Here is a 21,021-nt window from a genome sequence, read left to right on the forward strand (position 1 = left end):
ATGCCCGACATCACCGACGTCCTCATCATCGGCAGCGGCATCATGGGTGCCGCCGTGGCCAGAGGGCTGCGTGACGCCGACCCGACCGTCTCGATCCTCATGATCGACGGCGGGCCCGCGGCGGGCTCCGTCCCCGGGCTGCACCTGCACGACAGCGAGGAGCCCGAGATCTGGAGCCGCTACAACCAGCGGGTGGCCACTGGAGTGCAGGGTCTGTACACCGGCGCCGACGTCACTCCGGACATCACCGACGAGCTCCGCTCGGTCGAGCCCGGCATGTACAACCTGTCGGCGATGGGAGGCGACGCCCGCGCCATGCCCGCGAGCGCGGTGGCGTGGAACGTCGGCGGCATGGGCGTGCACTGGACGGCCGCCACTCCTCGGCCCGCCGGCGACGAGGTGTTCGACGACGGCGACCCTGAGCAGTGGGCCGCCGACCTCGCCCGCGCCGAGCAGCTGCTCGACGTGCACGAGTCCCCGCTCGGGCCGACAGACCCCGGCAGGGTGGTCCTCGACGTGCTCGAGGACGTCTTCGGGCCGGTGAGTGCTCCCGGCCGTCATCCGCGGCCGATGCCGATGGCGGTCGCCGGCAACCCGACGGGCCCGCTCGCGCGCACCGGCCCCAACCGCGTGTTCCCGCCGATCTCGAGCGGAGGCGACGACGCGTTCGAGCTCCGGGCCGGCGCGCTCGCGGTGGCGGTCCGCCTCGACGACGGGCGGGCGGTCGGCGCGCGGGTGCGCGAGATCGCGACCGGCCGCGAGTACGACATCGACGCGCGGGTGACCCTCGTCTGCGCCGACGTCGTCCGCACTCCGCAGCTGCTCTTCGCGTCGGGCATCCGACCGGAGGCGCTCGGCCGCTTCCTCAACGAGCACGCGTTCGTGACCGCGCGAGTGGTCATGGACCTCGAGCGCTTCGGCCTCGACGCCGCGGGGCTGCCGATGCTGCGCGAGGGCGAGTTCGCCACCGACTCCCTCTGGCTGCCGCAGAACGGAGAGGCGCAGCCGTTCCACGGCCAGATCATGAACACGGTGTTCCTCGACGAGCAGCGCACTCCGTTCGCCTACTCCGTGGGCCTGTCCTTCTACACGCCGGTCGAGTCCCGGCCCGAGAACAGGCTGGTGTTCTCGGAGGAGGAGACCGATGTGACGGGCATGCCGCGCCTCCGCGTGGAGTTCGACTACACCGACCGCGACCTCGCCCTGATCGAGGACGCCCGCGAGCGGATCCGCACAGTGGCCGAGCGCTTCGGCACCTTCGACCCGGCGACCGAGTGCGTCGTGCTCGCGCCGGGCTCGTCCCTGCACCTGACGGGGACGGTGCGCTCGGGCGCTGTGGACGACGGCACCAGCGTCTGCGACCCCTCCGGCAGGGTGTGGGGCGTCGAGGGGCTCTACCTCGCGGGCACCGGCGTCATCCCGACTCCGGTGGTCTGCAATGCGACCCTGACCGGCACGATCACCGCCGTGCGCGCGACCAGGGCTGTGCTCGCCGAGCTCGAGGGCGCGCGCGTGTGACCGGCACGCGTGCGATCTGCAGGAGCCGGCGCGGTCCGCAGGCTCTCGTACGATCTGCAGGAGCCGGCGCGGTCTGCAGGTGATCCGCCCCGCACGATGCCTGTCAGGCGGCAGAACCGCCCTTCCGCCCGCGATCTCCTGCAGATCGAACCCGAACCCCACCCGCCCAGGAGGCCACCCGTGAACATCGACCAGCTCGCCACCCGCTACGAGATCGCCCTGCCCGCGTGGATCGAGGACGCCGTCCGCGACGTCCCCGAGTTCCTCCCCGAGCGCGAGGACCGCATGGCGCTCGTGCACGCTCTCGCCGACCGCAACTTCCGCGAGGGCAACGGCGGCCCGTTCGCCGCGATCGTCGTCGAGCGCGACTCCGGCCGCCTGGTGTCGGTCGGCGTCAACGTGGTCCTCGCGAGCGGAGTCTCGTCGGGGCACGCGGAGGTCACCGCGCTCGGTCTCGCCCAGACCGCGATCGGCGGCTGGGACCTCGGCGGCGAGGGTCTCCCCGCGCACGAGCTCGTCGTCAACTGGCGCCCGTGCGTCCAGTGCTACGGAGCCACGCTGTGGTCGGGAGTCCGCCGCCTCGTCGTCGCCGGCTCCGGCCCCGAGCTCGAGGAGATCTCAACCTTCGACGAGGGCCCGATGCGCGACGACTGGGCCGCCGCGTTCGAGGCGCGCGGCATCGAGGTCGTCGACGGCGTCCTGCGCGACGAGGCGCTGGCCGTGTTCCGCGCCTACCGCGCCCACGTCGACGCCGGCAGCGTCCTCGTCTACAACGCCCGCGCCGCCTCCGACTGACCCACCCGACCCGTTCCTGCGGGATCTCCGCATCCCGCCGACCCCACCCCCTCGAGAAAGCAGCCCCGCATGCTCCGTCGCTCGCAGTTCGCGCTCAACGCCATCCAGTGGATCAACGTGAAGGCCGATCCCGCCGACCCGACCAGCGAGTCGCTGTGGCGCTTCGCCGACCCCGCCTTCCGCGCCGAGTACCCGGAGGTGCTGCGCGAGATCCGCGACGCCGGCTTCGGCGCCACGATGCTCGAGGTCCTCGCCACGCAGACCCTCCAGGACTACGCGCGCATGATCGAGGAGTCGGGGCTCGAGCTCGCCCCGGGCTACGCCTCCGTCGCCCTGCCCGAGGACACGGGCCGCACCCTCGAGCGCGGCAGCGCCGAGTGGGTGCACTGGTTCGACGGCATCCGCCGCAAGGCCGAGGAGACCAACTACGTCGGACTCGACACGGTCTTCCTCGCGCCCGAGGTCAGTTTCGAGCCGGGCGTCGTCCGCACCCAGCAGTCGGTCGCGGTCGGAGCGGGGTTCGACGAGGGCCGGCTCGACCGCGTCATCGAGATCCTCGCCGAGGCGGCGGAGGTGCTGCGCGCGGAGGGAGTCCAGGCCGGACTGCACAACCACGTCGGCACCTGGGTCGAGACCGAGCACGAGATCGACCGCGTGCTCGCCGCGATCGACCCGGCGCTGCTGGGCGCCTCCTTCGACATCGGCCACCTGGTCTGGGCGGGGATCGACCCGGTCGCGATGATCGAGCGCTACTCCGACCGCCTGATCGATCTGCACGTGAAGGATCTGCACCTCGGCATCGCGGAGGCGAGCCGCGCGGTCCCGACGCCCTACGACCGGGCCACCGACAGCGGCCTGTTCCTCGAGCCGGGGCTCGGTGGCATCGACCTCGACGGCGTGCTCGCCGCGCTGCCCGCGGACTTCGGCGGCTGGATCATCGTCGAGGTCGACCGCGCGAGCATGCCGCCCGCCGACAGCGCCCGCGTCAGCGGCGCCTGGCTCGACCGCGTCGCGACCGCCTGACAGGGCGGCTGACCAGGACGGTGCCCGACCTGCACGTCGCCGAGCGCAACGTCGGCTGAGACGAGGTCTCAGCCACGATCAGCCGTGAGACCCGCCCTCAGCTGACGTTGTGCAGCCGAGCGCGAGCGGTCAGCGCCACCAGCCGTCGAACATCGACAGCGGGACCTGGCGCTTGTGCTCGGTCGCGGCGTAGCGCGCCTCGATCGCGTCGGCGACCTCCGGAGCGACGTCACCGCCCTCGAGGTAGGTGTCGAGGTCGGCGTAGACGAGCCCGAGGTTCGATTCGTCGGTCTGGCCGGGGTTGTCGTCGAGCAGGTCGGCCGTCGGCGCCTTCTCGTAGAGGCGGGCCGGAGCGTCGAGGTGCTCGAGCAGCGAGCGGCCCTGGCGCTTGGTCAGCCCGGTCAGCGGCAGCACATCGGCGCCACCGTCGCCGAACTTCGTGAAGAATCCGGTCACCGCCTCGGCCGCGTGATCGGTGCCGACGACGAGCATCCCCTCCTGCCCGGCGATCGCGTACTGAGCGACCATGCGGGCGCGCGCCTTGACGTTGCCCTTGACGAAGTCCGAGATCGGCTCGCCGACCGCATCCGAGAAAGCCGCCGCCATCCCGTCGACGCCCTGGTGGATGTCGAAGGTCACCTGCCGGTCGGGACGGATGAACGTCAGCGCGAGCTGTGCGTCGGCCTCGTCGGCCTGGACGCGGTAGGGCAGGCGCACCGCGATGAAGGAGGCGTCGCCTCCGGCCGCGCGGACCTGCTCGACCGCGAGCTGGCAGAGCCGGCCGGCGAGGCTCGAGTCCTGCCCGCCGCTGATGCCGAGGACGAGGCCCTCGGCCCCGGTGTGGCGGAGGTAGTCGGCGAGGAAGCCGCTGCGTCGTTCGACCTCGGCGGCCGGATCGACGGTGGGGGAGACGTGGAGCTCGGAGATGATTCGCTGCTGGACGTCGCGCATCCTCCCACGGTACTCCCGATGCCTCCGCGCGGGAGCGCCGTGCGGCGTACCTGCAGGCACCGTCGCGCCCGTCGGGGTGGCGGTGGTCCGAGACGCCGCCTCCGCGGCCGAGACACCTCGGTGAGCGGGCCGTCTCGCCGGCGATCGCGGTGTCTCGGCGAACGCGCGAGGCGTCAGCTGCGGCCCGCGACGATCCGGGCGATCCGCTCCGGCACGGTGTCGTCCTGGAGGCTCGTCACATCGCCCAGGGGGCGGCCGTCGCGGATGTCGCCGAGCAGGCGCCGCATGATCTTGCCCGAGCGGGTCTTGGGCAGGTCGGGCACGAGGACGACGTCGCGGGGCTTCGCGATCGGCCCGATCGCCGTCGCGACGTGCTCGCGGAGCCCGGCCGACAGCGCGTCGGCGAGGTCGTTCCAGTAGGCGGGATCGTCGCGCCCGCGGTCGATCGCCTCGTCGGAGGGGATGACGAACGCCGCGATGGCCTGCCCGGTCACCGCGTCGGCGACTCCGACGACTCCCGCCTCGCCGACGGACGGGTGCGCGACGAGCGCCGACTCGATCTCGATCGTCGACAGGCGGTGTCCCGAGACGTTGATCACGTCGTCCACGCGTCCGAGCACCCAGATGTCTCCGTCGTCGTCGTACTTGGCGCCGTCGCCCGAGAAGAAGTAGCCCTGCTCGGCGAAGCGGGCCCAGTAGGAGTCGCGGTACCGCTCCGCGTCGCCCCAGACAGTGCGGGCGAGAGCGGGGCCCGTGCCGTCGACGACCAGGTAGCCTCCGGAGCCGTTCGGCACCCGGCGGCCCTCGTCGTCGACCACGAGGGTGCTGAGGCCGGGGAGAGCCCGGAGCGACGAGCCGGGCTTGAGCGTCGAGACGCCCGGCAGGGGGCACATCACCGCCGCGCCCGTCTCGGACTGCCACCAGGTGTCGACGATCGGGCAGCGCCCGGCGCCGATGTTCTCGTGGAACCACACCCACGCCTCAGGGTTGATCGACTCGCCGACCGTGCCGAGCAGGCGCAGGCTCGAGAGGTCGTACTCGGAGGGGACGCCGTCGGGGAACCACGTCATCAGCGTGCGGATCAGGGTCGGCGCCGTGTAGTAGACCGTCACTCCGTAGCGCTCGATGATCTCGAAGTGCCGTGCGGTGTGCGGGGTGCTGGGCGTGCCCTCGTAGATCACCTGGGTGAGGCCGTTCGAGAGCGGACCGTAGATCTCGTAGGTGTGCGCGGTGACCCAGGCGAGGTCGGCCGTGCACCAGTGCACGTCGTCGGGCTTCGCGTCGAAGACGGCCCAGTGGGTCCACGAGGCCTGTGTCAGGTAGCCGCCGCTGGTGTGGACGAGGCCCTTCGGCTTCCCCGTGGTGCCCGACGTGTAGATGATGAACAGCGGCGTCTCGGCGTCGAACGCCTCGGCCTCGTGCACGTCGCTCTGCGTGTCGACGACGTCGTGCCACCACACGTCGCGGCCAGCGGTCCACGGGATGCCGGGGGTCTCGTCGCCGGTCCGGCGGACCACCAGCACGTGCTCGATCGAGTTCTCGCCCGAGACGGCGTGATCGGCGTTCTCCTTCACCGGCACTGCCTTGCCTCGGCGGAACTGCCCGTCGGTGGTGACCAGCAGCTTCGCTCCGGTGTCCTCGACGCGGAACCGCACCGCCTCCGCGGAGAAGCCGCCGAAGACCAGCGAGTGGATCGCGCCGATGCGGGCGATCGCGAGCGTGATGACGACGGTCTCGGGGATCACGGGCAGGTAGACGACCACGCGGTCGCCCTTCTCGATGCCGAGCGCGGTCAGCGCGTGCGCCGCCCGGGCCACGTCGCGCTGCAGCTCGGCGTACGAGATCGAGCGCCGGTCGCCGCGCTCGCCCTCGAAGTGCAGCGCGACCTTGTCGCCCCGCCCTGCGTCGACGTGCCGGTCGACGCAGTTGACGGCGAGGTTGAGGCGACCGCCCTCGAACCAGGTCGCGCGCGGGACCGAGAGGGCGCCGTCCTCTTGGGGCACCGCGGGCTCCCACCGGTGCGCGGTGTGCCACGGCTCCGCCCAGTCGAGCCGGCGTGCCGCCTCCTCCCAGAACGAGACCGGGTCGGCGGCCGCCCGCGCGTACGCCTCGGCGCCGACGTTGGCCGACGCGGCGAAGTCCCTGGGCGCGGGGAACCGGCGCGTCTCGTCGAGCAGGTTCTCGATCGTCTCGGTCGCCGTCGCGTCGGTCGCTGTCACATCGGGCACGGTGCTGATCCTTCGAGGAGTCGGGAGGCGGTCATGCTCACGCCCACTTCTTCACGGCGTAGCGCTGGAAGACACCGACCACCGCGTCGGTGAGCTTGCCGAGCACGGCGAGCAGGATGATCGCGAGGAACACCCGGTCGATGCGCCCGTTGTTCTGGCTGTCGATGAGGCGGAAGCCGAGGCCCATCGACGAGGCGATCAGCTCGGAGGCGACGAGGAACAGCCACGACTGCGCGAGCGCCAGCCGCAGCCCCGCGATCACCGCCGGTACCACCGCCGGCAGCTGGACCGTGGTGAACAGCCGCACCCCCGAGAGCCCGAACGCGCGCCCGGCCTCGACGAGCTGCCGGTCGACGTGTCCGAGCGCCGTCGCGACGGTCGTGAAGACGGGGAAGAACGCGCCGATCGTGATCAGGGTGATCTTCGACTCCTCGCCGATGCCCAGCCAGAGCAGCAGCAGCGGCACCCAGGCCAGCGACGGAACCGCGCGGATCGCACCGAGTGTCGGGCCGAGCACGACCTCCCACACCCGCGACAGCCCGAACAGGGCGCCGACGACGAGCCCGAGCACGGAGCCGATGCCGAAGCCGATCAGCACCCGCTGGGTCGAGATCGCGACGTCCTGGCCGAGGTCACCGCGCTGCGCGAGGTCGACCCCGGCCGTCCAGACCATCGCTGGAGACGGGAAGACCGACAGCGAGACGAGCCCCGTGGTCGTCGCGAACTGCCAGACGGCGAGCAGCGCGACCGGGAGGATCGCCCCGCCGATCAGCACGAACCAGCGTCGCGACGACAGCGGTCGCGCCCGGGTGGTCTCGTCGTCGCGGAGCCGCTTCTGCGACGCCTCGACGCTCGGACCGACGACCGCCGCCCCGACCGCTCCCGGTGCCTGCACCAGCCCGCCGCCCCGGCGCACGAGATCGGCGTCGGTCACGGACTGGTCGTCTCGGATCGCCATGGTGGTCTCCTCTGACTGGAACTCGGGATCGGGAGCAGCGGGCCTCAGGCGCCGATGGCGTCGGGGTCGGCCGCCTTCGCGTACGTGTCGTCGAGCAGCGAGTCGAGCGCGTCGTCGACCTGGCTCTGCGCGGCGACGTCGCCGTTCTCGACGAAGATCGGGCCGATCACCGCGAGCACGTCGGTCTGCGCCGATCCGGGCACGTTGTCGACGTCGAGGTTGCTGCGCTGGGTGATGACGGTCGAGGCGACGGCCGGATCGATGCCCGCCACGGACGCGAGGATCGACGCGGTCTCCTCCTGGTTCTCGAGCGCCCACGCACGGGCGTGCTCGTAGGCGTTCACGACGGTCTGCGCGAGATCGGGCTTCTCGGCGAGGAAGCTCTCGGTGGCGTTGAGCAGTCCGTAGGAGTTGAAGTCGACGTTGCGGTAGAGCAGCGTCGCGCCCGCCGCCTCGGCGCCGGCCATGATCGGGTCGAGCCCGGCCCACGCGTCGACCGAGCCGTTCTGCAGCGCGGCCCAGCCGTCGGCGTGCTGGAGGTTCTGCACGGTGACGTCGTCGATCCCGAGCCCCGCCGCCTCGAGCGCCTGCACGAGGAAGAAGTAGGGGTCGGTGCCCTTGGTCGCGGCGATCTGCTTGCCGGCGAGCTGCTCGACACCGGTGATGCCGGAGCCCGCGGGGACGACGAGGGCCGCCCACTCCGGCTGCGAGAAGATGTCGATCGTCTTGATGAGCGAGCCGTTCGAGCGAGCGAGCAGCGCCGCGGAGCCGGCGGTCGAGCCGACGTCGATGGCTCCGGCGCGCAGGGCCTCGTTGGCCTTGTTCGAGCCGGCGGACTGCACCCAGGTGACGGTGACGTCCTGCTCGGCCAGCGCCGCCTCGAGCCAGCCCTTCTCCTTGATGACGAGGCTCAGCGGGTTGTAGGTCGCGAAGTCGAGCGTCAGCGTGCCGCCCTGGGTGAGCGCGCCGGAGGCGGCCGGGGCCGCGGCCGCTCCGCCCGAGCCCTCGCCCTGCACGCAGCCGGCGAGGAGCGGCACGGCCGCCGCGGTGAGCAGGCCGGCGAGCGCCGTGCGGCGCGTGAGCGGAGTAGCGGTGAACGACATGAGTGCCTCGACTTCGGTACGGGAGCTGATGGGGACGAGTGTGGGGGAGCGGGAGGAGGAGCGGGCGGGAGCGGCACCGGATCGGTGGACGACTCCGTGGATCGCCGCCTGGGGAGGAGTCAGTGCCGCTCGATGCCGAGGCCGGCCAGCAGGTCGGCGCGCCGCTCGGCGAGCTCGGCCGATCCGCGATCGCGGGGGCGCGCGCCGGGGACGGTCGTGATCCGCGCGATCCTCGACACCCCTCCGGGCTCGTCGCGGCCGAGCAGCACGATGCGGTCGGCCAGCTGCAGCGCCTCGTCGACGTCGTGGGTCACCAGCAGGATCGTCGCGGGCGCCGCAGCGTGCACGTCGAGCAGCAGATCCTGCATCCGGAGGCGCGTCAGCGCATCGAGCGCGCCGAACGGCTCGTCGAGCAGCAGCACGCCGGGATTGCGCGCGAGGGCGCGGGCGAGCGAGGCGCGCTGGGCCATGCCTCCCGAGACCTCCCGGGGCCGGGAGCGGGCGTGCGCCGTCAACCCGACCAGCGAGAGCAGCTCGTCGACGGCGGCGCGCGCGGCCGCACGCGGTGTGCCGCGGGGAAGCCCCAGCGCCACGTTCGCCTCGATCGTGCGCCAGGGCAGCAGTCGCGGTTCCTGGAACGCCACCGCGCAGCGCGGGTCGATCCCGGACACCGGTCGGTCGTCGATCAGCACGGATCCGGCGGACGCGGTGTCCAGGCCCGCGGCGATCCGGAGCAGCGTCGACTTGCCGCATCCGCTCGGCCCCAGGATCGCGATGACCTCGCCCGCTGCCACGTCGAGGGTGACGTCGGCCAGCACGGGAGCGCCGGGGGCGAAGGTGCGGCCCACCCCGTCGAAGCGCACCGGGAACGCCGACTGGCCGAGCTCGGCGTCGAAGGCCAGGCTCGTGCGGGAGGGCGTGTCGGTCATGGGGCTCCGGGTCGGCGGGCGAGCGGGCGGACCGTCACGATCGTACGGACGCGCCCCGACTCATTCGATTCCGTGATGACACGCGGAGTAACAGAACGGCCCGGCCCGCGTGGACGCGCGGACCGGGCCGGTCGGGGGAGGCGGTGATCACGCCTGGACGAGCACGATCTCGTCGAGTGCGAGGCGCGTGCGCGGGGCGACCTCGCGCTCGCGCAGCGTGTCGTTCTCGAGCGCCTCGGGCGCGGCGAGCACGCCGACGGCCGCGACGGTCACCGGGTCGAAGCGCTCGTCGACGCCGAACGCCGCACGGATGCCGTCCTTCTCGAAGCCGGCCATCTGGTGCACGTGCAGGCCCTCGTGGTGCGCCTGGACGCTGAGGTGCGCGACCGCCTGGCCGAGGTCGTAGACGGCCCACGGGCGCGCCTTGCCCTCGGCGTCGACGGTCTCGGTGAGCGCCACGATCAGCGCGGCCGCGGAGCCGGCCCAGGCGGCGTTGAAGCCCATCAGGTTCTCGACGATCCTGTCGAACTCGGGGGTGCCGCGGCGGGCGACGATGAAGCGCCACGGCTGGGTGTTGCTGGCCGAGGGCGACCAGCGGGCGGCCTCGAGCAGAGAGGTCAGCGTCTCGGCCGGGATCTCGGCCGAGGAGTCGTACGAGCGGGGGCTCCAGCGCTCGGCGAGGACCTCGAGGATCGGAGCACTGGTCGAGGCGGTGCGCGGGGCGGTGAGGGTCATGAGGAGCTTCTTTCCTGGGTGGCGGAGAAAGGTCGGGGCCTCGTTGCCCGATCAGGTCAACCCACGGGCCGTCGGCGGCATTCCCGGGCGCCCCGTTCGCCCTCGGAGGACCGGGGGGTCGCGGAGCCCCGGAACGGTACGGTGGTAGACGGCGTGGTTCCCCGCGCTCCCACGATCACGAATCTGATGGAGGATCATCCATGGCCCAGCACTTCGACCTCGTCGTCCTGGGGGCGGGCCCCGGCGGCTACGTGGCCGCGATCCGCGCAGCGCAGCTCGGCAAGTCGGTCGCCATCGTCGAGAAGCAGTACTGGGGCGGTGTCTGCCTCAACGTCGGCTGCATCCCGTCGAAGGCGCTGCTGCGCAACGCCGAGCTCGCCCACATCTTCCACTCGCAGGCCAAGCAGTTCGGCATCTCGGGTGATGTCTCCTTCGACTTCGGGGTGGCGTTCGACCGCAGCCGCAGCGTCGCCGACGGCCGCACCAAGGGCGTCCACTTCCTGATGAAGAAGAACAAGATCACCGAGTTCGACGGCACCGGGGCCTTCACCGGCCCCAAGGGCATCGACGTCCAGCTCACCAAGGGCGGCTCGGAGTCGCTGACCTTCGACGACGCGATCATCGCGACCGGCGCGAGCGTCCGCCTCCTCCCCGGCGTCGAGCTGAGCGAGAACGTCGTCACCTACGAGACGCAGATCATGACGCGCGAGCTGCCCGACACGATGGCGATCGTCGGAGCCGGAGCGATCGGCATGGAGTTCGCCTACGTCCTGAAGAACTACGGCGTCGACGTGACGATCATCGAGTTCATGGACCGCGCCCTCCCCAACGAGGACCCGGACGTCTCCAAGGAGATCCAGAAGCAGTACAAGAAGCTCGGCGTCGAGATCCTCACCTCGACCAAGGTCGAGTCGGTCGTCGACAAGGACGGCTACGTCACCGTCACGTACACCGCGAAGGACGGCACGCAGTCGACCCTCGAGGTCGACAAGGTCCTGATGTCGATCGGCTGGGTCCCGCGCGTCGAGGGCTTCGGTCTCGAGAAGACCGGCGTCGAGCTCACCGAGCGCGGCGCGATCGCGATCGACGACCACATGCGCACCAACGTCCCCGGCATCTACGCCATCGGCGACGTCACCGCGAAGCTCCAGCTCGCGCACGTCGCTGAGGCGCAGGGTGTCGTCGCCGCCGAGACCCTCGCCGGTGCCGAGACGCAGACGCTGGGCGACTACCGCATGATGCCGCGCGCGACCTTCTGCCAGCCGCAGATCGCCTCCTTCGGCCTCACCGAGAAGCAGGCGATCGACGAGGGCCACGAGATCACCGTCTCGACCTTCCCGTTCATGGCCAACGGCAAGGCGCACGGCCTCGGCGAGCCCACCGGATTCGTGAAGCTCATCGCGAGCAAGCAGTACGGCGAGCTCCTCGGCGGCCACATGATCGGACCGGACGTCTCCGAGCTGCTCCCCGAGCTCACGCTCGCGCAGAAGTGGGACCTCACGGCCACCGAGCTGGCGCGCAACGTGCACACCCACCCGACGCTGTCGGAGGCGCTCCAGGAGGGCTTCCACGGCCTCAAGGGGCACATGATCAACCTGTAGGCCCCGCCTCGAGGCACGTGCGGCTCGCAGGATCCGGTTCGGCTCGTCCGATCCGCCGGATCCGGCGAGCCGAACGCGTTTCCACGAGCCGAACGTGCCCGCGGTCTAGCGTGGTCGGATGACCGCGCGCCTCCTCGACCACCTCGCCTCCGCCGCCTGGCCGCCGCTCGAACGCCGCGACCTCAGCGGCTGGCAGCTGCGCGCCGCCTCCGGAGTCACCAAGCGCGCCAACTCGGTGCTCACCTCCGGCTTCGTCCCCGACGTCTCCGAGGCCGTCGGCATCGCGGAGGCGTTCGCGGCCGATCGCGGGATCCCCCCGCTCTTCCAGATCGGCCCCGCGAGCGATCCCGCCGACCTGCCCGGTCTGCTCGCCGCACGCGGCTACGAGCCCCACGACCGCACCCTCGTCCTCACCGGCTCGGTGACGGAGGCGCTCGCCGCGCTCCCCGAGGCACCGGTCGAGACGTCCGCCGCCCCCGACGACGACTGGCTCGCGCTCTGGTGGTCGGTCGACGGCCGCGGAGGCGACCCCGAGCGGGAGGTCGCGCGGCGGATCCTCGAGGGCTGCGACTCCTCGTACGCCCTGCTGCGCGACGAGCACGGCGTCGCGGCCTGCGGGCGGCTCGCCCACGTCGGAGCCCCGGACGGCGAGCAGTGGAGCGGACTCTTCGCGCTCGCGACCCGCCCCGATGCGCGTCGCCGCGGGTACGCCTCCGCGATCATCCGCGCCCTGCTCGCGCACGCGCGCGGCGACCGGTTCTGGCTGCAGGTGCTCGAGGGCAACGCCGGAGCCCGTCGCCTCTACGCGTCCCTCGGCTGCCGCGAGACGTCGTGGTACGAGTACTGGCGCTGATCGCGGCCTGACCCCTGCGGGTCAGCCCGCGATCAGCGCCCGCGCCACCGCGTCGGCCCGGGCGGCGTCGCCCGTGACCTGCACGCGCCACCAGACGGAGTCGGCGAGCACGTCGATCTCGCACGAGCCTCCACCGCAGCCCGAGAGCGCCCGGTCGCCGAGCCCGTCGAGCGGCGCCAGCGGGATCGCGAGTCCCGAGGTCAGGGACAGGTTCCGCCAGCCCTCCTCGCCGTTCGGCAGCACGTCGACGCTGAGCCCCGAGTAGGCGCTGCTCGTCGGGTCCGTCCACGTGCACGAGGCGTACCCCGCGCGGGCGGCCGCCGCGGCCGACGCGGTCGCCGGCGCCGCACCCTCGGTGCCCGAGCCGGGTGTCGCCTGGACGAGACCCGCGGTCGTCGTCAGCTGCTCGGTGCTCAGCAGCGAGTCGCAGACCGGAGCCGGGGCGGTGATCGGCTCGTCCAGCGCCGCCCCGACGCTCGCCGCGGCCGTCTCGGAGGCGAGGGTCGTCAGATCGGCGTCGGCCGGCGGGTTCGTCAGTTCGATCGTGATCCAGGTCGACCCGGCGAGCAGGTCGACGTCGCAGAGGTCGGCGGAGCAGGAGCTGAAGGCCTCCGTGTCGACCGCGAGACGGGTCCCCGCATGGGCTGCCGCGGCGAAGGCCTCCGCCGCGTCCTCGGCGGCCGAGGCGGTGATCGACGCCACGCCGTCCTCCTCGTACCAGGAGCACGTCAGCAGGCCGCCGTTCTCCTGCGCGGCCTCGCGGATCAGCTCGGCCGAGCCCCGGACGGCGACGTCGCGGGTCCCCTCCAGTGCGCGGGAGGGCACCCCGAGTGCCGCCGAGGCCCGGCCGACGGGCAGGAGGTCGTCGCAGTCGAGCTCGGACGGCGACGCGGTCGGCGTCGGGGTGGAGGTCGCCGTCGCGGTGCCGGTCGCGACCGGTTCCGCCGCCGTGCAGCCCGCGAGCGCGATCAGCACGGCCAGGCCTGCGGCGGCGGTGGTTCGCGCCCTCATGCGGCCAGCTCGCGCTCGATCGCCGCCGTGAATGCGTCGATGTCGTCCTCGGTGGTGTCGAACGAGCAGACCCAGCGCACTTCGCCGGTCGCCGGGTTCCAGTCGTAGAAGCGGTAGCCCTCGCGGAGGCGGTCGGCCACGCCCGCGGGCAGCGTCGCGAACACCGCGTTGGCGTGGGTCGGCTGCGTGAAGGTCAGCCCGCGGATCCGCCCGGCCGCCACGGCCTCGTCGAGCTGGGAGCGGAGGCGCGCCGCCATCGCGTTCGCGTGCCGCGCCGAGCGCAGCCACAGCGGCTCGCCTGCGCCATCGCCGAGCATCGCGAGGAACTGCGCTGAGATGAAGCGCATCTTGGACGAGAGCTGCATGTTGGTCTTGCGGACGAACGTCAGCCCGCTGGAGGCGTCGGGGTCGAGCACCACGATCGCCTCGCCGAGGAGCATGCCGTTCTTCGTCCCGCCGAACGAGAGCACGTCGACGCCGGCGTCGGTCGTGAACGCGCGGAGGGAGCCGCCGAGCGCCGCAGCCGCGTTCGCGATGCGCGCGCCGTCCATGTGCAGCCGCATGCCGTGGGCGTGCGCATGGTCGGCGAGTGCCCGCACCTCCTCGGGCGAGTAGACGGTGCCCAGCTCGGTCGACTGCGTGATCGACACGACGAGCGGCTGCGCGCGGTGCTCGTCACCGAAGCCCCAGGCCTGCTCGTCGACGAGCGCCGGAGTGAGCTTCCCGTCGGTCGTGTCGACGGTGAGGATCTTGATCCCGCCGACCTTCTCGGGGGCGCCTCCCTCGTCGGAGTTGATGTGAGCGGTCGAGGCCGCCACCACGGCGCCCCAGCGGGGCAGCATCGACTGCAGCCCGATCACGTTGGCGCCGGTGCCGTTGAAGACGGGGAACGCCTGCGCCTGCTCGCCGAACTCGCGGCGGAACGCCTCCTGCAGGCGCTCGGTGTAGACGTCCTCGCCGTAGGCGATCTGGTGCGCGCCGTTCGCGGCCGCGATCGCGGCGAGCACCTCCTCGTGCACGCCGGAGTAGTTGTCGGAGGCGAAACCGCGGAGGTCCGGATCGTGCAGAGTGCTCATCCCCCCATCTTCGCAGCCCGTCGCCGAGCGCTCTCCTGGCGCGTGCCGCACGGTCGCTGTCGTGTTTCCACTGCGTGAACGTCGCACGACTCGAAAGCCGGATCCCGTCAAGAAGTTGGTATCGGCTGGGCGGCAGGCCACTCTTGTCCTATGCGCATGGACACTTCGGGGGCCGTACGCGACGTGCCCGCTCCTCCCGGGGTGGACGAGATCGCGGCTCGCTTCGGCGACCCCGTCCTCGCGTTCGCCCCGCAGCCGCGACTCGAGGAGTTCGCGGCGGCTCAGACCATGGCGCTGGGGCGGTTCGTCGAGATCTCCCTGTCGTACTCGTTCTTCAAGAATCCGCGCAATCGCGCCGACCCCGTCAACCAGGTGCCGCTGACGCCCGAGCAGAAGCGCGCGATCGAGCGCGCCGAGAACGACAGCCTCCCGCCATGGATGGTCGACCAGGTGACCCGGATGCGGTACCCGGTGCTGTGGGAGGCGGTGCGCACCTCCGTGCCGATCCCCGCCGAGCGCAGCCGCCCGCTCGAGTCGCGTCTCGCGGCGCACATGGGCGATGTGCTCCGCAACACCTTCCCGGGCCGCGTGCGCACCCGCCGCGGCGGCATGCCCGTGGTGGCCGCCGCCCTGCGCGACGAGGACGTCGTGCGTGGCGTCCCGGTCGTCGTCGACGGGGAGGCGCTGCGCGGCTACCGCGTCGACACCGATCCCGACGTGGTGGCCATCGGCGCCCGGGTCGACGGCCGCTACATGACCGTCGTGCTCGACCGGAAGATCGTCCCCGAGATCCGGATGGAGTTCGTCCGCCGCGTCCCGCCGCGCGCCCAGGCGCCCCGGCGCTGAGCCTCGGCCGTTCTCCTGCTGCAGGATCCGCGCACGCTGCAGGATCGGTCCATGGGGGCCCTACGAGCGCCCCGGCACCGCGATCCCGTGCTCGTAGGCGAAGACGACCGCCTGGATGCGGTCGCGGACCCGCAGCTTCATCAGGATCTTCGACACGTGCGTCTTCACGGTCGCCTCGCCGACGTACAGCTGCGAGGCGATCTCGGCGTTCGACCAGCCGCGCGCCAGATGCGCCAGCACTTCGCGCTCGCGGTCGGTGAGCTCGGAGATGCCAGGGTGATCGGGGATCTGCCGCGCCGGATCGGTGGCGAAGCGCTCGAGGACGCGGCGCGTCACGTCGGGCGCCAGCATCGCGTCGCCGCGTGCGACGACCTGGACGGCCTCGACCAGATCCTCCGGCGACGCGTTCTTGAGCAGGAACCCGCTCGCTCCGGCCGAGAGCGCGTCGAAGAGGTAGTCGTCGCGATCGAAGGTGGTCAGGATCAGCACGCTCGAGCACAGTCGCGGATCCTGCACGATCTCGCGGGTCGCGGCGAGCCCGTCCATCCCCGGCATCTGGACGTCCATGCAGATGACGTCGGGGCACAGCTCCGCGGCCCGCTCGACCGCCTCGCGGCCGGTGCGCGCCTCGCCGACGATGACGATGCCCGGCTCCGACTCGAGGATGATCCGGAAGCCGGCGCGGACGAGCTCCTGGTCGTCCACGAGCAGGACACGGATGTCGTCGGTCATGCGCGGCCCCCGCTCGCTCGATCCGGGCGTCCCCTCGACACCCCGGACGACGCTACCGCCTCGGTCCCGTCGTGCTCGCCGCTGCCGCGGACGGGGGTCAGCGGAACGTGCGCGTGGACGAGGTAGCCGCCGGGGTGCGGGCCGGTCTCGACCCAGCCGCCCACGGCCGCGGCCCGCTCGCGCATCCCGGTCTGCCCGAGTCCGCACGAGGCGGGGGCGGTCGGATGCGGTCCCGTGCCTCCGTCATCGGCGATCTCGAGCTCGACCGCGTCGGCGAGGTAGCGGAGGCGGACCTCGGCGTGCGCTCCCGACCCCGCGTGCTTGCGCACGTTCGTCAGCGACTCCTGCGCGATGCGGTAGAGGCTGAGAGCCACCGTCGCGGGGATCTCCCGGGCCTCGCCCGTCTCCCTGAACACGGTCGGCAGTCCCGATCCGGTCGAGGCGGCGACGAGCTCCCCGAGCTGCGCGACTCCCCTCGTCGAGGCGGAGTCGGTCGGCGAGTGGGCGGTGACCTCCTCGCCGCGCAGGGCGACGAGGATGCGGTGCAGCTCCTCGATGGCCGAGCGCGCGTCGTTCTCGATCGCGCTGAGGGCGCGGGCCGCCTTCTCGGGGTCGCGCGCCAGCACGCGGCGGGCCGCGCCGGCCTGCACGCCCATCACACTGACGTGGTGGGCGACGACGTCGTGCAGCTCGCGGGCGATCCGCAGCCGCTCCGAGGTGACCGCCTGCCGCGAGGAGCGCTCGCGCTCGTCGTCGAGCTCGGCGGTGCGCGCCTCCAGCGCCTCGAGACGGCGCGCCGACTGCCACGACGCCTCGCCGAACACGGAGGCGCTGCCGAAGTAGAGCAGGTTGACCAGCAGCACCAGCGCCGACTCGGCGACGTAGGGCGAGAGCACGCCCGTCGAGTCGGTGGACGGGACCGCGCGCCCCATCCAGTCGCCGGTGACGAGCGAGGTGACGAGCCAGCCGAGCATCGCCACGGCGATGAGGATCCGCACGGCGAGCGCCACGCGGCGATCGCGCCCCCAGGCGCCCACGGTGTAGATCGCGAGGAACAGGCAGATCTGGTTGAACAGCGACTCCGGCACCTGCAGCACGAGGCCCAGCGTGTAGACGACCGCCAGGAGGATCGCGACCGTCGCCGGGAACCGCCTCCGCAGTGCGAGCGGCAGCGTCATGGCGACGGCCCACACCCCGCTGACCAGGGGGTGGGCGGCGTCCGGGAAGCCGGCCGAGGTGTACAGGGCGACGGAGGCGAGGGTCGCCACGAGCAGGACGACCGCGCCTATCGTGTCGCGCACGTGGTTCGCGCGCACCGGCGGTCTCCGCGCCCAGCCTGCGGCGAACGGGTCGACGACGGCTTCACGGGACATGCCGTCCACGCTATCCGACGCCCTTCGGCGAGCGAGTGGCGCCCGGACCGTCCGCGCTCCGCGTCCGCCCCAGCCGGCCTGCTCGACCAGCAGGCCGGCGGGACGCGGTTCGAAACCGGTCGCCGCCCGCCTCAGCCGCGGCCCGTGATCCCTGCCGTCGACGCGATCACATCGGTCATCTTCCTGCCGAGCGCCTCGTAGAACATCGAGAGGGGGAACTCGTCGTCGAGCACCGCGTCGGTCAGCCCGCGCGGCGGACCGAGCAGCACCTCCTCGGGCAGACCGCGCGCCCACGCCGAGGCGGGGTGCGGGGTCAGGACCGAGGCGATCAGCGCGTGGGCCGCCAGCCAGTGCGCCGTCTTCGGGCGGTCGATCGAGCGCCAGTACAGCTCGTCGATCGCGTCCGAGAGGGCCACGACCACGTCGGCCACCCCGTCCCACTCGAAGGCGAGCCGGGTGTCGGTCCAGTGCAGCACCCGGTGCTGGTGCAGCCACGCGAAGAGCAGCTGCCCGCCGAGACCGTCGTAGTTGCGGACCCGCGAGCCGGTCATCGGGAACCGGAAGAGGCGGTCGAACAGGATCGCGTACTGCACGAAGCGCGAGCGCTCGGCGAGCGCCTCCTCCTCATCGGTCCGCCCCTCGACCAGCGCGAGCCTCCGCTCGATCGCCACGGCCTCGCGGAACGCCGTCAGGTCGCAGCGCAGCTCCTCGAGCGAGTAGAGGAAGAACGGCATCCGCTGCTTGATCATGAACGGATCGAACGGCAGGTCGCCGCGCATGTGGGTGCGGTCGTGGATCAGGTCCCACATCACGAACGACTCCTCGGCGAGGCGCTGGTCGGCGAGGAGGCGCTGGGCGTCCTCCGGCAGCTCGAGCCGCGTGATGCCCGCGGCCGCCGTGACGACGCGGCGGAACCTCGCGGCCTCGCGGTCGGCGAAGATCGCGCCCCAGGTGAACGAGGGGATCGCGCGCATCGCGACCGTCTCGGGGAAGAGCACGGCGCTGTCGGTGTCGTAGCCCGCGGTGAAGTCGACGAAGCGCACCGGCACGAACATCGCGTTCGAGTAGTCACCGGCCTCGAGCTCGGCGACGAACCGCGGCCAGACGACCTCGACGAGGACGGCCTCGACGTGCCGGTCGCGGCTGCCGTTCTGCGTGTACATCGGGAAGACGACGAGGTGCCGTCGACCGTCGACCCGGTCGAGCTGGGGCTGGAAGGCCTGCAGCGAGTCGAGGAAGTCGGGGACGCCGAGGCCGTCGCGGCTCCAGCGCTCGAGGTCGACGACGAGGGCGGCGAGGTAGGCGGAGTCGTGGGGGAAGGCGGGAGCGAGCGCCTCGACGGCCGCGACGAGGCGCTCGATCTCGGCGCGCGCCTCCGGGAGCCGCTCGGGATCGGCCAGCGAGCCGTCCTGCGCCTGCAGCGACTGGAGCGCGGTGGCCGCCGTCGTGAGGGCGAGCCAGGCGGAGGAGTCCTCCACGACCTCGGGTTCTCCGACGACGGTGCTCTGCACGAATTGCGACATGGTGATCCTCCTCACGCTCGTATTGCCCAGTTGAACGGACCGGATGCGGCCCGACTCCGAGCGTATGGCCGTCGGCGCGCGTCTTTCTTGCGTTCGACCGGAGCGATGCCGCGCGGGCGGGCGAGAACGCGCACGACATCGCGCGGCCAGGGGTTTCGCAGTTCCGCACCCCCCTTCCGGGGCTAGATTCGAGGACAGCCCTCGTCGGCCCGCGACTGCAGGACGAGGATGGGGCGACATCGCGGCTGCATCCCGAGTGCAGCCATCCGATCGACCGGTCTCTCCGAACACCTGGCGGAGCGGCTCGGGCGACGAGCCATCCTGAGAGAGAGGATCGGAGCGCGTGACGGGACCCGAACCCGGAAGCGACCACAGAACAGTCAGCATCGATCAGCAGCCCGAGACCCTCCGCCTCCTGCCCTGGCCGCAGGTGGACGCGTCCGCGCTCCGCGGCACGTCAGCGGAGCCGGGTCTCGACGCAGGAGACGACCTCCGGCACGACCGCTACCTGCGCGGTTGGGCCGAGGGGACCGAGTTCTTCTACGCGATCGTGCTCGACGGACTCTGCGTCGGCTCCATCGGCTACTGGTACGGCCACTCCCGTGGCGTGCTGGCCTACGAGACCACCTGGACTCTCGCCCCCGAGGCGAGGGAGCGGGGCATCGCCGCCCGCTCCGTGCGGCTGCTGCTCGCCGAGGCGGCGGAGTTCCCCGTGCCGCGCTTCGTGCACGCGTTCGTCCCCACGGACGACGCGGCCGACAGCGCACTCTGCGTCGAGGTCGGCTTCGATCGCGTCGACGTGGTCGAGAAGGGCGAGCCCCTGCAGCTCTGCGCCGACTGGGCGTTCGACCTGGCCGACGTGGCGTAGGGCCCGGGCTCAGAGCCCGTGCTCGGCCAGCCACGGCCGCAGCACACGGAGGAACGCCTCCGGGAGCTCGACGCTCGGCAGGTGCGCCGCCGTGCGGAAGATCGTGCCGTCCGCCCCCGGGATCGCCGTGGCGAGGTACTCGTAGACGGGGAACGACTCCGACAGGTCGTGCGCTCCGACCATCACGAGGGTCGGCACCGCGATGTCGACGACGCGGTCGTAGGCCGGTGGATCGAGGGCGATCCGCGTCGGCTTCTCGTGCTCGTGCCCCGTGCTGCCCGCGGCGAGCTCGCGCACCGTCTCGACGAACGCGGGATCCAGAGTCTCGGCGGTCCGGTCGGGTCCGAAGGCCCAGAGCTCCGCCTCCATCCGTGCCACGCGGTCGTGGTCGCCCGTCTTCAGCACCTGGTCGATCTCGTCGAAGCGGCGGTCCTCCTCCTCCGTGAGATCGGGGTAGGGGAAGCCGTCGACGCCCGGCGTGATCGCGACGAGGCCCGCGACGCGATCGGGGTGCGCGATCGTCAGGTCGAGCACCAGGGAGCCGCCGCGCGAGCAGCCGATCACGGTGGCGCGCTCGACGCCCAGGTGATCGAGCACCGAGAGGGCGTCGGCCCGCTCGTCGAACTCCACGCTCTCGGTCGTCGTCCCGCCGAAGCCCCGCGAGTCGTAGCGGATGACGAGGTGGTCCTGGGAGAGGGCGGCGACGAGAGGATCCCACATCCGCAGATCGGCGATGCCCGCGTGCACGAGCAGCAGCGCGGGCGCGGAGGCGTGGCCGTCCGACTCCCAGTGGAGGACGGCGCCCGGGACATCGAGATGCGGCATGCGGCCACGGTAGGCCCGCTCGAGGGCGGGAGCAACGGCTCCTAGGCTGGTCGAGGCCGCATCGGACATCGGG

At 72.2% G+C, this 21,021-nt stretch carries 19 protein-coding genes; 7 read left to right on the forward strand and 12 right to left on the reverse strand.

The window, feature by feature from the left end; all coding sequences use genetic code 11:
- From ASG06_RS06725 to ASG06_RS06735, 3 genes are all read left to right on the forward strand, one after another.
- The gene (locus tag ASG06_RS06725; RefSeq protein WP_056040081.1) at positions 1-1,518 is read left to right on the forward strand and encodes a GMC oxidoreductase; all 1,518 of its coding nucleotides are present in this window, start codon (positions 1-3) and stop codon (positions 1,516-1,518) included.
- 180 nt (positions 1,519-1,698) lie between these two features.
- Positions 1,699-2,313 carry a nucleoside deaminase gene (locus ASG06_RS06730; RefSeq protein WP_056040082.1) on the forward strand — a complete coding sequence of 205 codons (615 nt, stop codon included), beginning with the start codon at positions 1,699-1,701 and terminating at the stop codon, positions 2,311-2,313.
- Between the two features lie 69 nt (positions 2,314-2,382).
- On the forward strand, positions 2,383-3,336 hold the full coding sequence (locus ASG06_RS06735; RefSeq protein ID WP_056040083.1) for a sugar phosphate isomerase/epimerase family protein: 954 nt from the start codon (positions 2,383-2,385) through the stop codon (positions 3,334-3,336).
- A gap of 129 nt (positions 3,337-3,465) precedes the next feature.
- Here ASG06_RS06735 and nadE read toward each other — a convergent pair whose 3' ends face one another.
- The 6 genes from nadE to ASG06_RS06765 form a co-directional block, all read right to left on the reverse strand.
- A complete protein-coding gene (gene nadE / locus ASG06_RS06740; protein WP_056040086.1) occupies positions 3,466-4,287 on the reverse strand; it encodes an ammonia-dependent NAD(+) synthetase in 822 nt (273 codons plus the stop codon).
- Positions 4,288-4,460: 173 nt separating this feature from the next.
- Complete coding sequence (gene acs, locus ASG06_RS06745; RefSeq protein WP_056040570.1) at positions 4,461-6,506, reverse strand: acetate--CoA ligase; 2,046 nt, start codon at positions 6,504-6,506, stop codon at positions 4,461-4,463.
- 46 nt (positions 6,507-6,552) lie between these two features.
- Positions 6,553-7,473, reverse strand: coding sequence for an ABC transporter permease (locus tag ASG06_RS06750; protein WP_082498986.1), 921 nt, complete (start codon positions 7,471-7,473; stop codon positions 6,553-6,555).
- Between the two features lie 44 nt (positions 7,474-7,517).
- Entirely contained in the window at positions 7,518-8,576 is a 1,059-nt protein-coding gene (locus ASG06_RS06755; RefSeq protein WP_056040088.1) for an aliphatic sulfonate ABC transporter substrate-binding protein, read from the reverse strand.
- A gap of 119 nt (positions 8,577-8,695) precedes the next feature.
- Positions 8,696-9,505 (reverse strand): ABC transporter ATP-binding protein, encoded by an 810-nt coding sequence (locus ASG06_RS06760; RefSeq protein WP_056040090.1) that lies wholly within the window; start codon positions 9,503-9,505, stop codon positions 8,696-8,698.
- Positions 9,506-9,652: 147 nt separating this feature from the next.
- A complete protein-coding gene (locus ASG06_RS06765) occupies positions 9,653-10,240 on the reverse strand; it encodes a nitroreductase family protein (RefSeq protein WP_056040092.1) in 588 nt (195 codons plus the stop codon).
- Between the two features lie 200 nt (positions 10,241-10,440).
- Between ASG06_RS06765 and lpdA the strand changes: the two genes are divergently transcribed.
- Both lpdA and ASG06_RS06775 read left to right on the forward strand, forming a co-directional pair.
- Positions 10,441-11,841: a dihydrolipoyl dehydrogenase gene (gene lpdA / locus ASG06_RS06770; RefSeq protein WP_056040095.1), complete on the forward strand. Its 1,401-nt coding sequence runs from the start codon at positions 10,441-10,443 to the stop codon at positions 11,839-11,841.
- A 118-nt stretch (positions 11,842-11,959) separates the two neighbouring features.
- On the forward strand, positions 11,960-12,694 hold the full coding sequence (locus ASG06_RS06775; RefSeq protein WP_056040096.1) for a GNAT family N-acetyltransferase: 735 nt from the start codon (positions 11,960-11,962) through the stop codon (positions 12,692-12,694).
- A gap of 21 nt (positions 12,695-12,715) precedes the next feature.
- On the opposite strand, the gene ASG06_RS06780 is transcribed toward ASG06_RS06775, so the two are convergent.
- Together ASG06_RS06780 and ASG06_RS06785 are read right to left on the reverse strand one after the other, a co-directional pair.
- Positions 12,716-13,705 carry a hypothetical protein gene (locus ASG06_RS06780; RefSeq protein WP_056040099.1) on the reverse strand — a complete coding sequence of 330 codons (990 nt, stop codon included), beginning with the start codon at positions 13,703-13,705 and terminating at the stop codon, positions 12,716-12,718.
- Positions 13,702-14,781: a threonine aldolase family protein gene (locus ASG06_RS06785; protein WP_056040100.1), complete on the reverse strand. Its 1,080-nt coding sequence runs from the start codon at positions 14,779-14,781 to the stop codon at positions 13,702-13,704. The genes ASG06_RS06780 and ASG06_RS06785 overlap by 4 nt, the downstream gene beginning before the upstream one ends.
- Positions 14,782-14,931: 150 nt before the next feature.
- Here ASG06_RS06785 and ASG06_RS06790 point away from each other — a divergent pair, with 150 nt between their 5' ends.
- Positions 14,932-15,627, forward strand: coding sequence for a hypothetical protein (locus ASG06_RS06790; protein ID WP_156465889.1), 696 nt, complete (start codon positions 14,932-14,934; stop codon positions 15,625-15,627).
- Between the two features lie 60 nt (positions 15,628-15,687).
- Here the strand turns inward: ASG06_RS06790 and ASG06_RS06795 are convergent, their stop codons facing one another.
- The 3 genes from ASG06_RS06795 to ASG06_RS06805 all read right to left on the reverse strand — a co-directional run bounded on the left by ASG06_RS06795 (position 15,688) and on the right by ASG06_RS06805 (position 19,255).
- On the reverse strand, positions 15,688-16,359 hold the full coding sequence (locus ASG06_RS06795) for a response regulator (RefSeq protein ID WP_056040104.1): 672 nt from the start codon (positions 16,357-16,359) through the stop codon (positions 15,688-15,690).
- A complete protein-coding gene (locus ASG06_RS06800) occupies positions 16,356-17,732 on the reverse strand; it encodes a sensor histidine kinase (RefSeq protein ID WP_082498987.1) in 1,377 nt (458 codons plus the stop codon). The genes ASG06_RS06795 and ASG06_RS06800 overlap by 4 nt, the downstream gene beginning before the upstream one ends.
- 131 nt (positions 17,733-17,863) lie before the next feature.
- Complete coding sequence (locus ASG06_RS06805; protein WP_056040105.1) at positions 17,864-19,255, reverse strand: DUF6421 family protein; 1,392 nt, start codon at positions 19,253-19,255, stop codon at positions 17,864-17,866.
- Between the two features lie 343 nt (positions 19,256-19,598).
- On the opposite strand from ASG06_RS06805, the gene ASG06_RS06810 reads away from it, so the two are divergent.
- On the forward strand, positions 19,599-20,123 hold the full coding sequence (locus ASG06_RS06810) for a GNAT family N-acetyltransferase (RefSeq protein WP_056040107.1): 525 nt from the start codon (positions 19,599-19,601) through the stop codon (positions 20,121-20,123).
- A gap of 9 nt (positions 20,124-20,132) precedes the next feature.
- Here the strand turns inward: ASG06_RS06810 and ASG06_RS06815 are convergent, their stop codons facing one another.
- Positions 20,133-20,948 carry an alpha/beta fold hydrolase gene (locus ASG06_RS06815; RefSeq protein WP_056040109.1) on the reverse strand — a complete coding sequence of 272 codons (816 nt, stop codon included), beginning with the start codon at positions 20,946-20,948 and terminating at the stop codon, positions 20,133-20,135.
- Positions 20,949-21,021 lie beyond the last annotated feature (73 nt).

Source organism: Rathayibacter sp. Leaf185 (assembly GCF_001423885.1).
Classification (GTDB): Bacteria; Actinomycetota; Actinomycetes; order Actinomycetales; family Microbacteriaceae; genus Rathayibacter.

What these genes read in the sequence shown, in the direction of transcription:
- ASG06_RS06725 (WP_056040081.1), top strand. Translation starts at nt 1, where the DNA reads ATGCCCGACATCACCGACGTCCTCATCATCGGCAGCGGCATCATGGGT.
- ASG06_RS06735 (WP_056040083.1), top strand. Translation starts at nt 2,383, where the DNA reads ATGCTCCGTCGCTCGCAGTTCGCGCTCAACGCCATCCAGTGGATCAAC.
- nadE (WP_056040086.1), bottom strand. Translation starts at nt 4,287, where the DNA reads ATGCGCGACGTCCAGCAGCGAATCATCTCCGAGCTCCACGTCTCCCCC.
- ASG06_RS06750 (WP_082498986.1), bottom strand. Translation starts at nt 7,473, where the DNA reads ATGGCGATCCGAGACGACCAGTCCGTGACCGACGCCGATCTCGTGCGC.
- ASG06_RS06755 (WP_056040088.1), bottom strand. Translation starts at nt 8,576, where the DNA reads ATGTCGTTCACCGCTACTCCGCTCACGCGCCGCACGGCGCTCGCCGGC.
- ASG06_RS06760 (WP_056040090.1), bottom strand. Translation starts at nt 9,505, where the DNA reads ATGACCGACACGCCCTCCCGCACGAGCCTGGCCTTCGACGCCGAGCTC.
- ASG06_RS06765 (WP_056040092.1), bottom strand. Translation starts at nt 10,240, where the DNA reads ATGACCCTCACCGCCCCGCGCACCGCCTCGACCAGTGCTCCGATCCTC.
- lpdA (WP_056040095.1), top strand. Translation starts at nt 10,441, where the DNA reads ATGGCCCAGCACTTCGACCTCGTCGTCCTGGGGGCGGGCCCCGGCGGC.
- ASG06_RS06775 (WP_056040096.1), top strand. Translation starts at nt 11,960, where the DNA reads ATGACCGCGCGCCTCCTCGACCACCTCGCCTCCGCCGCCTGGCCGCCG.
- ASG06_RS06780 (WP_056040099.1), bottom strand. Translation starts at nt 13,705, where the DNA reads ATGAGGGCGCGAACCACCGCCGCCGCAGGCCTGGCCGTGCTGATCGCG.
- ASG06_RS06785 (WP_056040100.1), bottom strand. Translation starts at nt 14,781, where the DNA reads ATGAGCACTCTGCACGATCCGGACCTCCGCGGTTTCGCCTCCGACAAC.
- ASG06_RS06790 (WP_156465889.1), top strand. Translation starts at nt 14,932, where the DNA reads ATGCGCATGGACACTTCGGGGGCCGTACGCGACGTGCCCGCTCCTCCC.
- ASG06_RS06795 (WP_056040104.1), bottom strand. Translation starts at nt 16,359, where the DNA reads ATGACCGACGACATCCGTGTCCTGCTCGTGGACGACCAGGAGCTCGTC.
- ASG06_RS06800 (WP_082498987.1), bottom strand. Translation starts at nt 17,732, where the DNA reads ATGTCCCGTGAAGCCGTCGTCGACCCGTTCGCCGCAGGCTGGGCGCGG.
- ASG06_RS06805 (WP_056040105.1), bottom strand. Translation starts at nt 19,255, where the DNA reads ATGTCGCAATTCGTGCAGAGCACCGTCGTCGGAGAACCCGAGGTCGTG.
- ASG06_RS06815 (WP_056040109.1), bottom strand. Translation starts at nt 20,948, where the DNA reads ATGCCGCATCTCGATGTCCCGGGCGCCGTCCTCCACTGGGAGTCGGAC.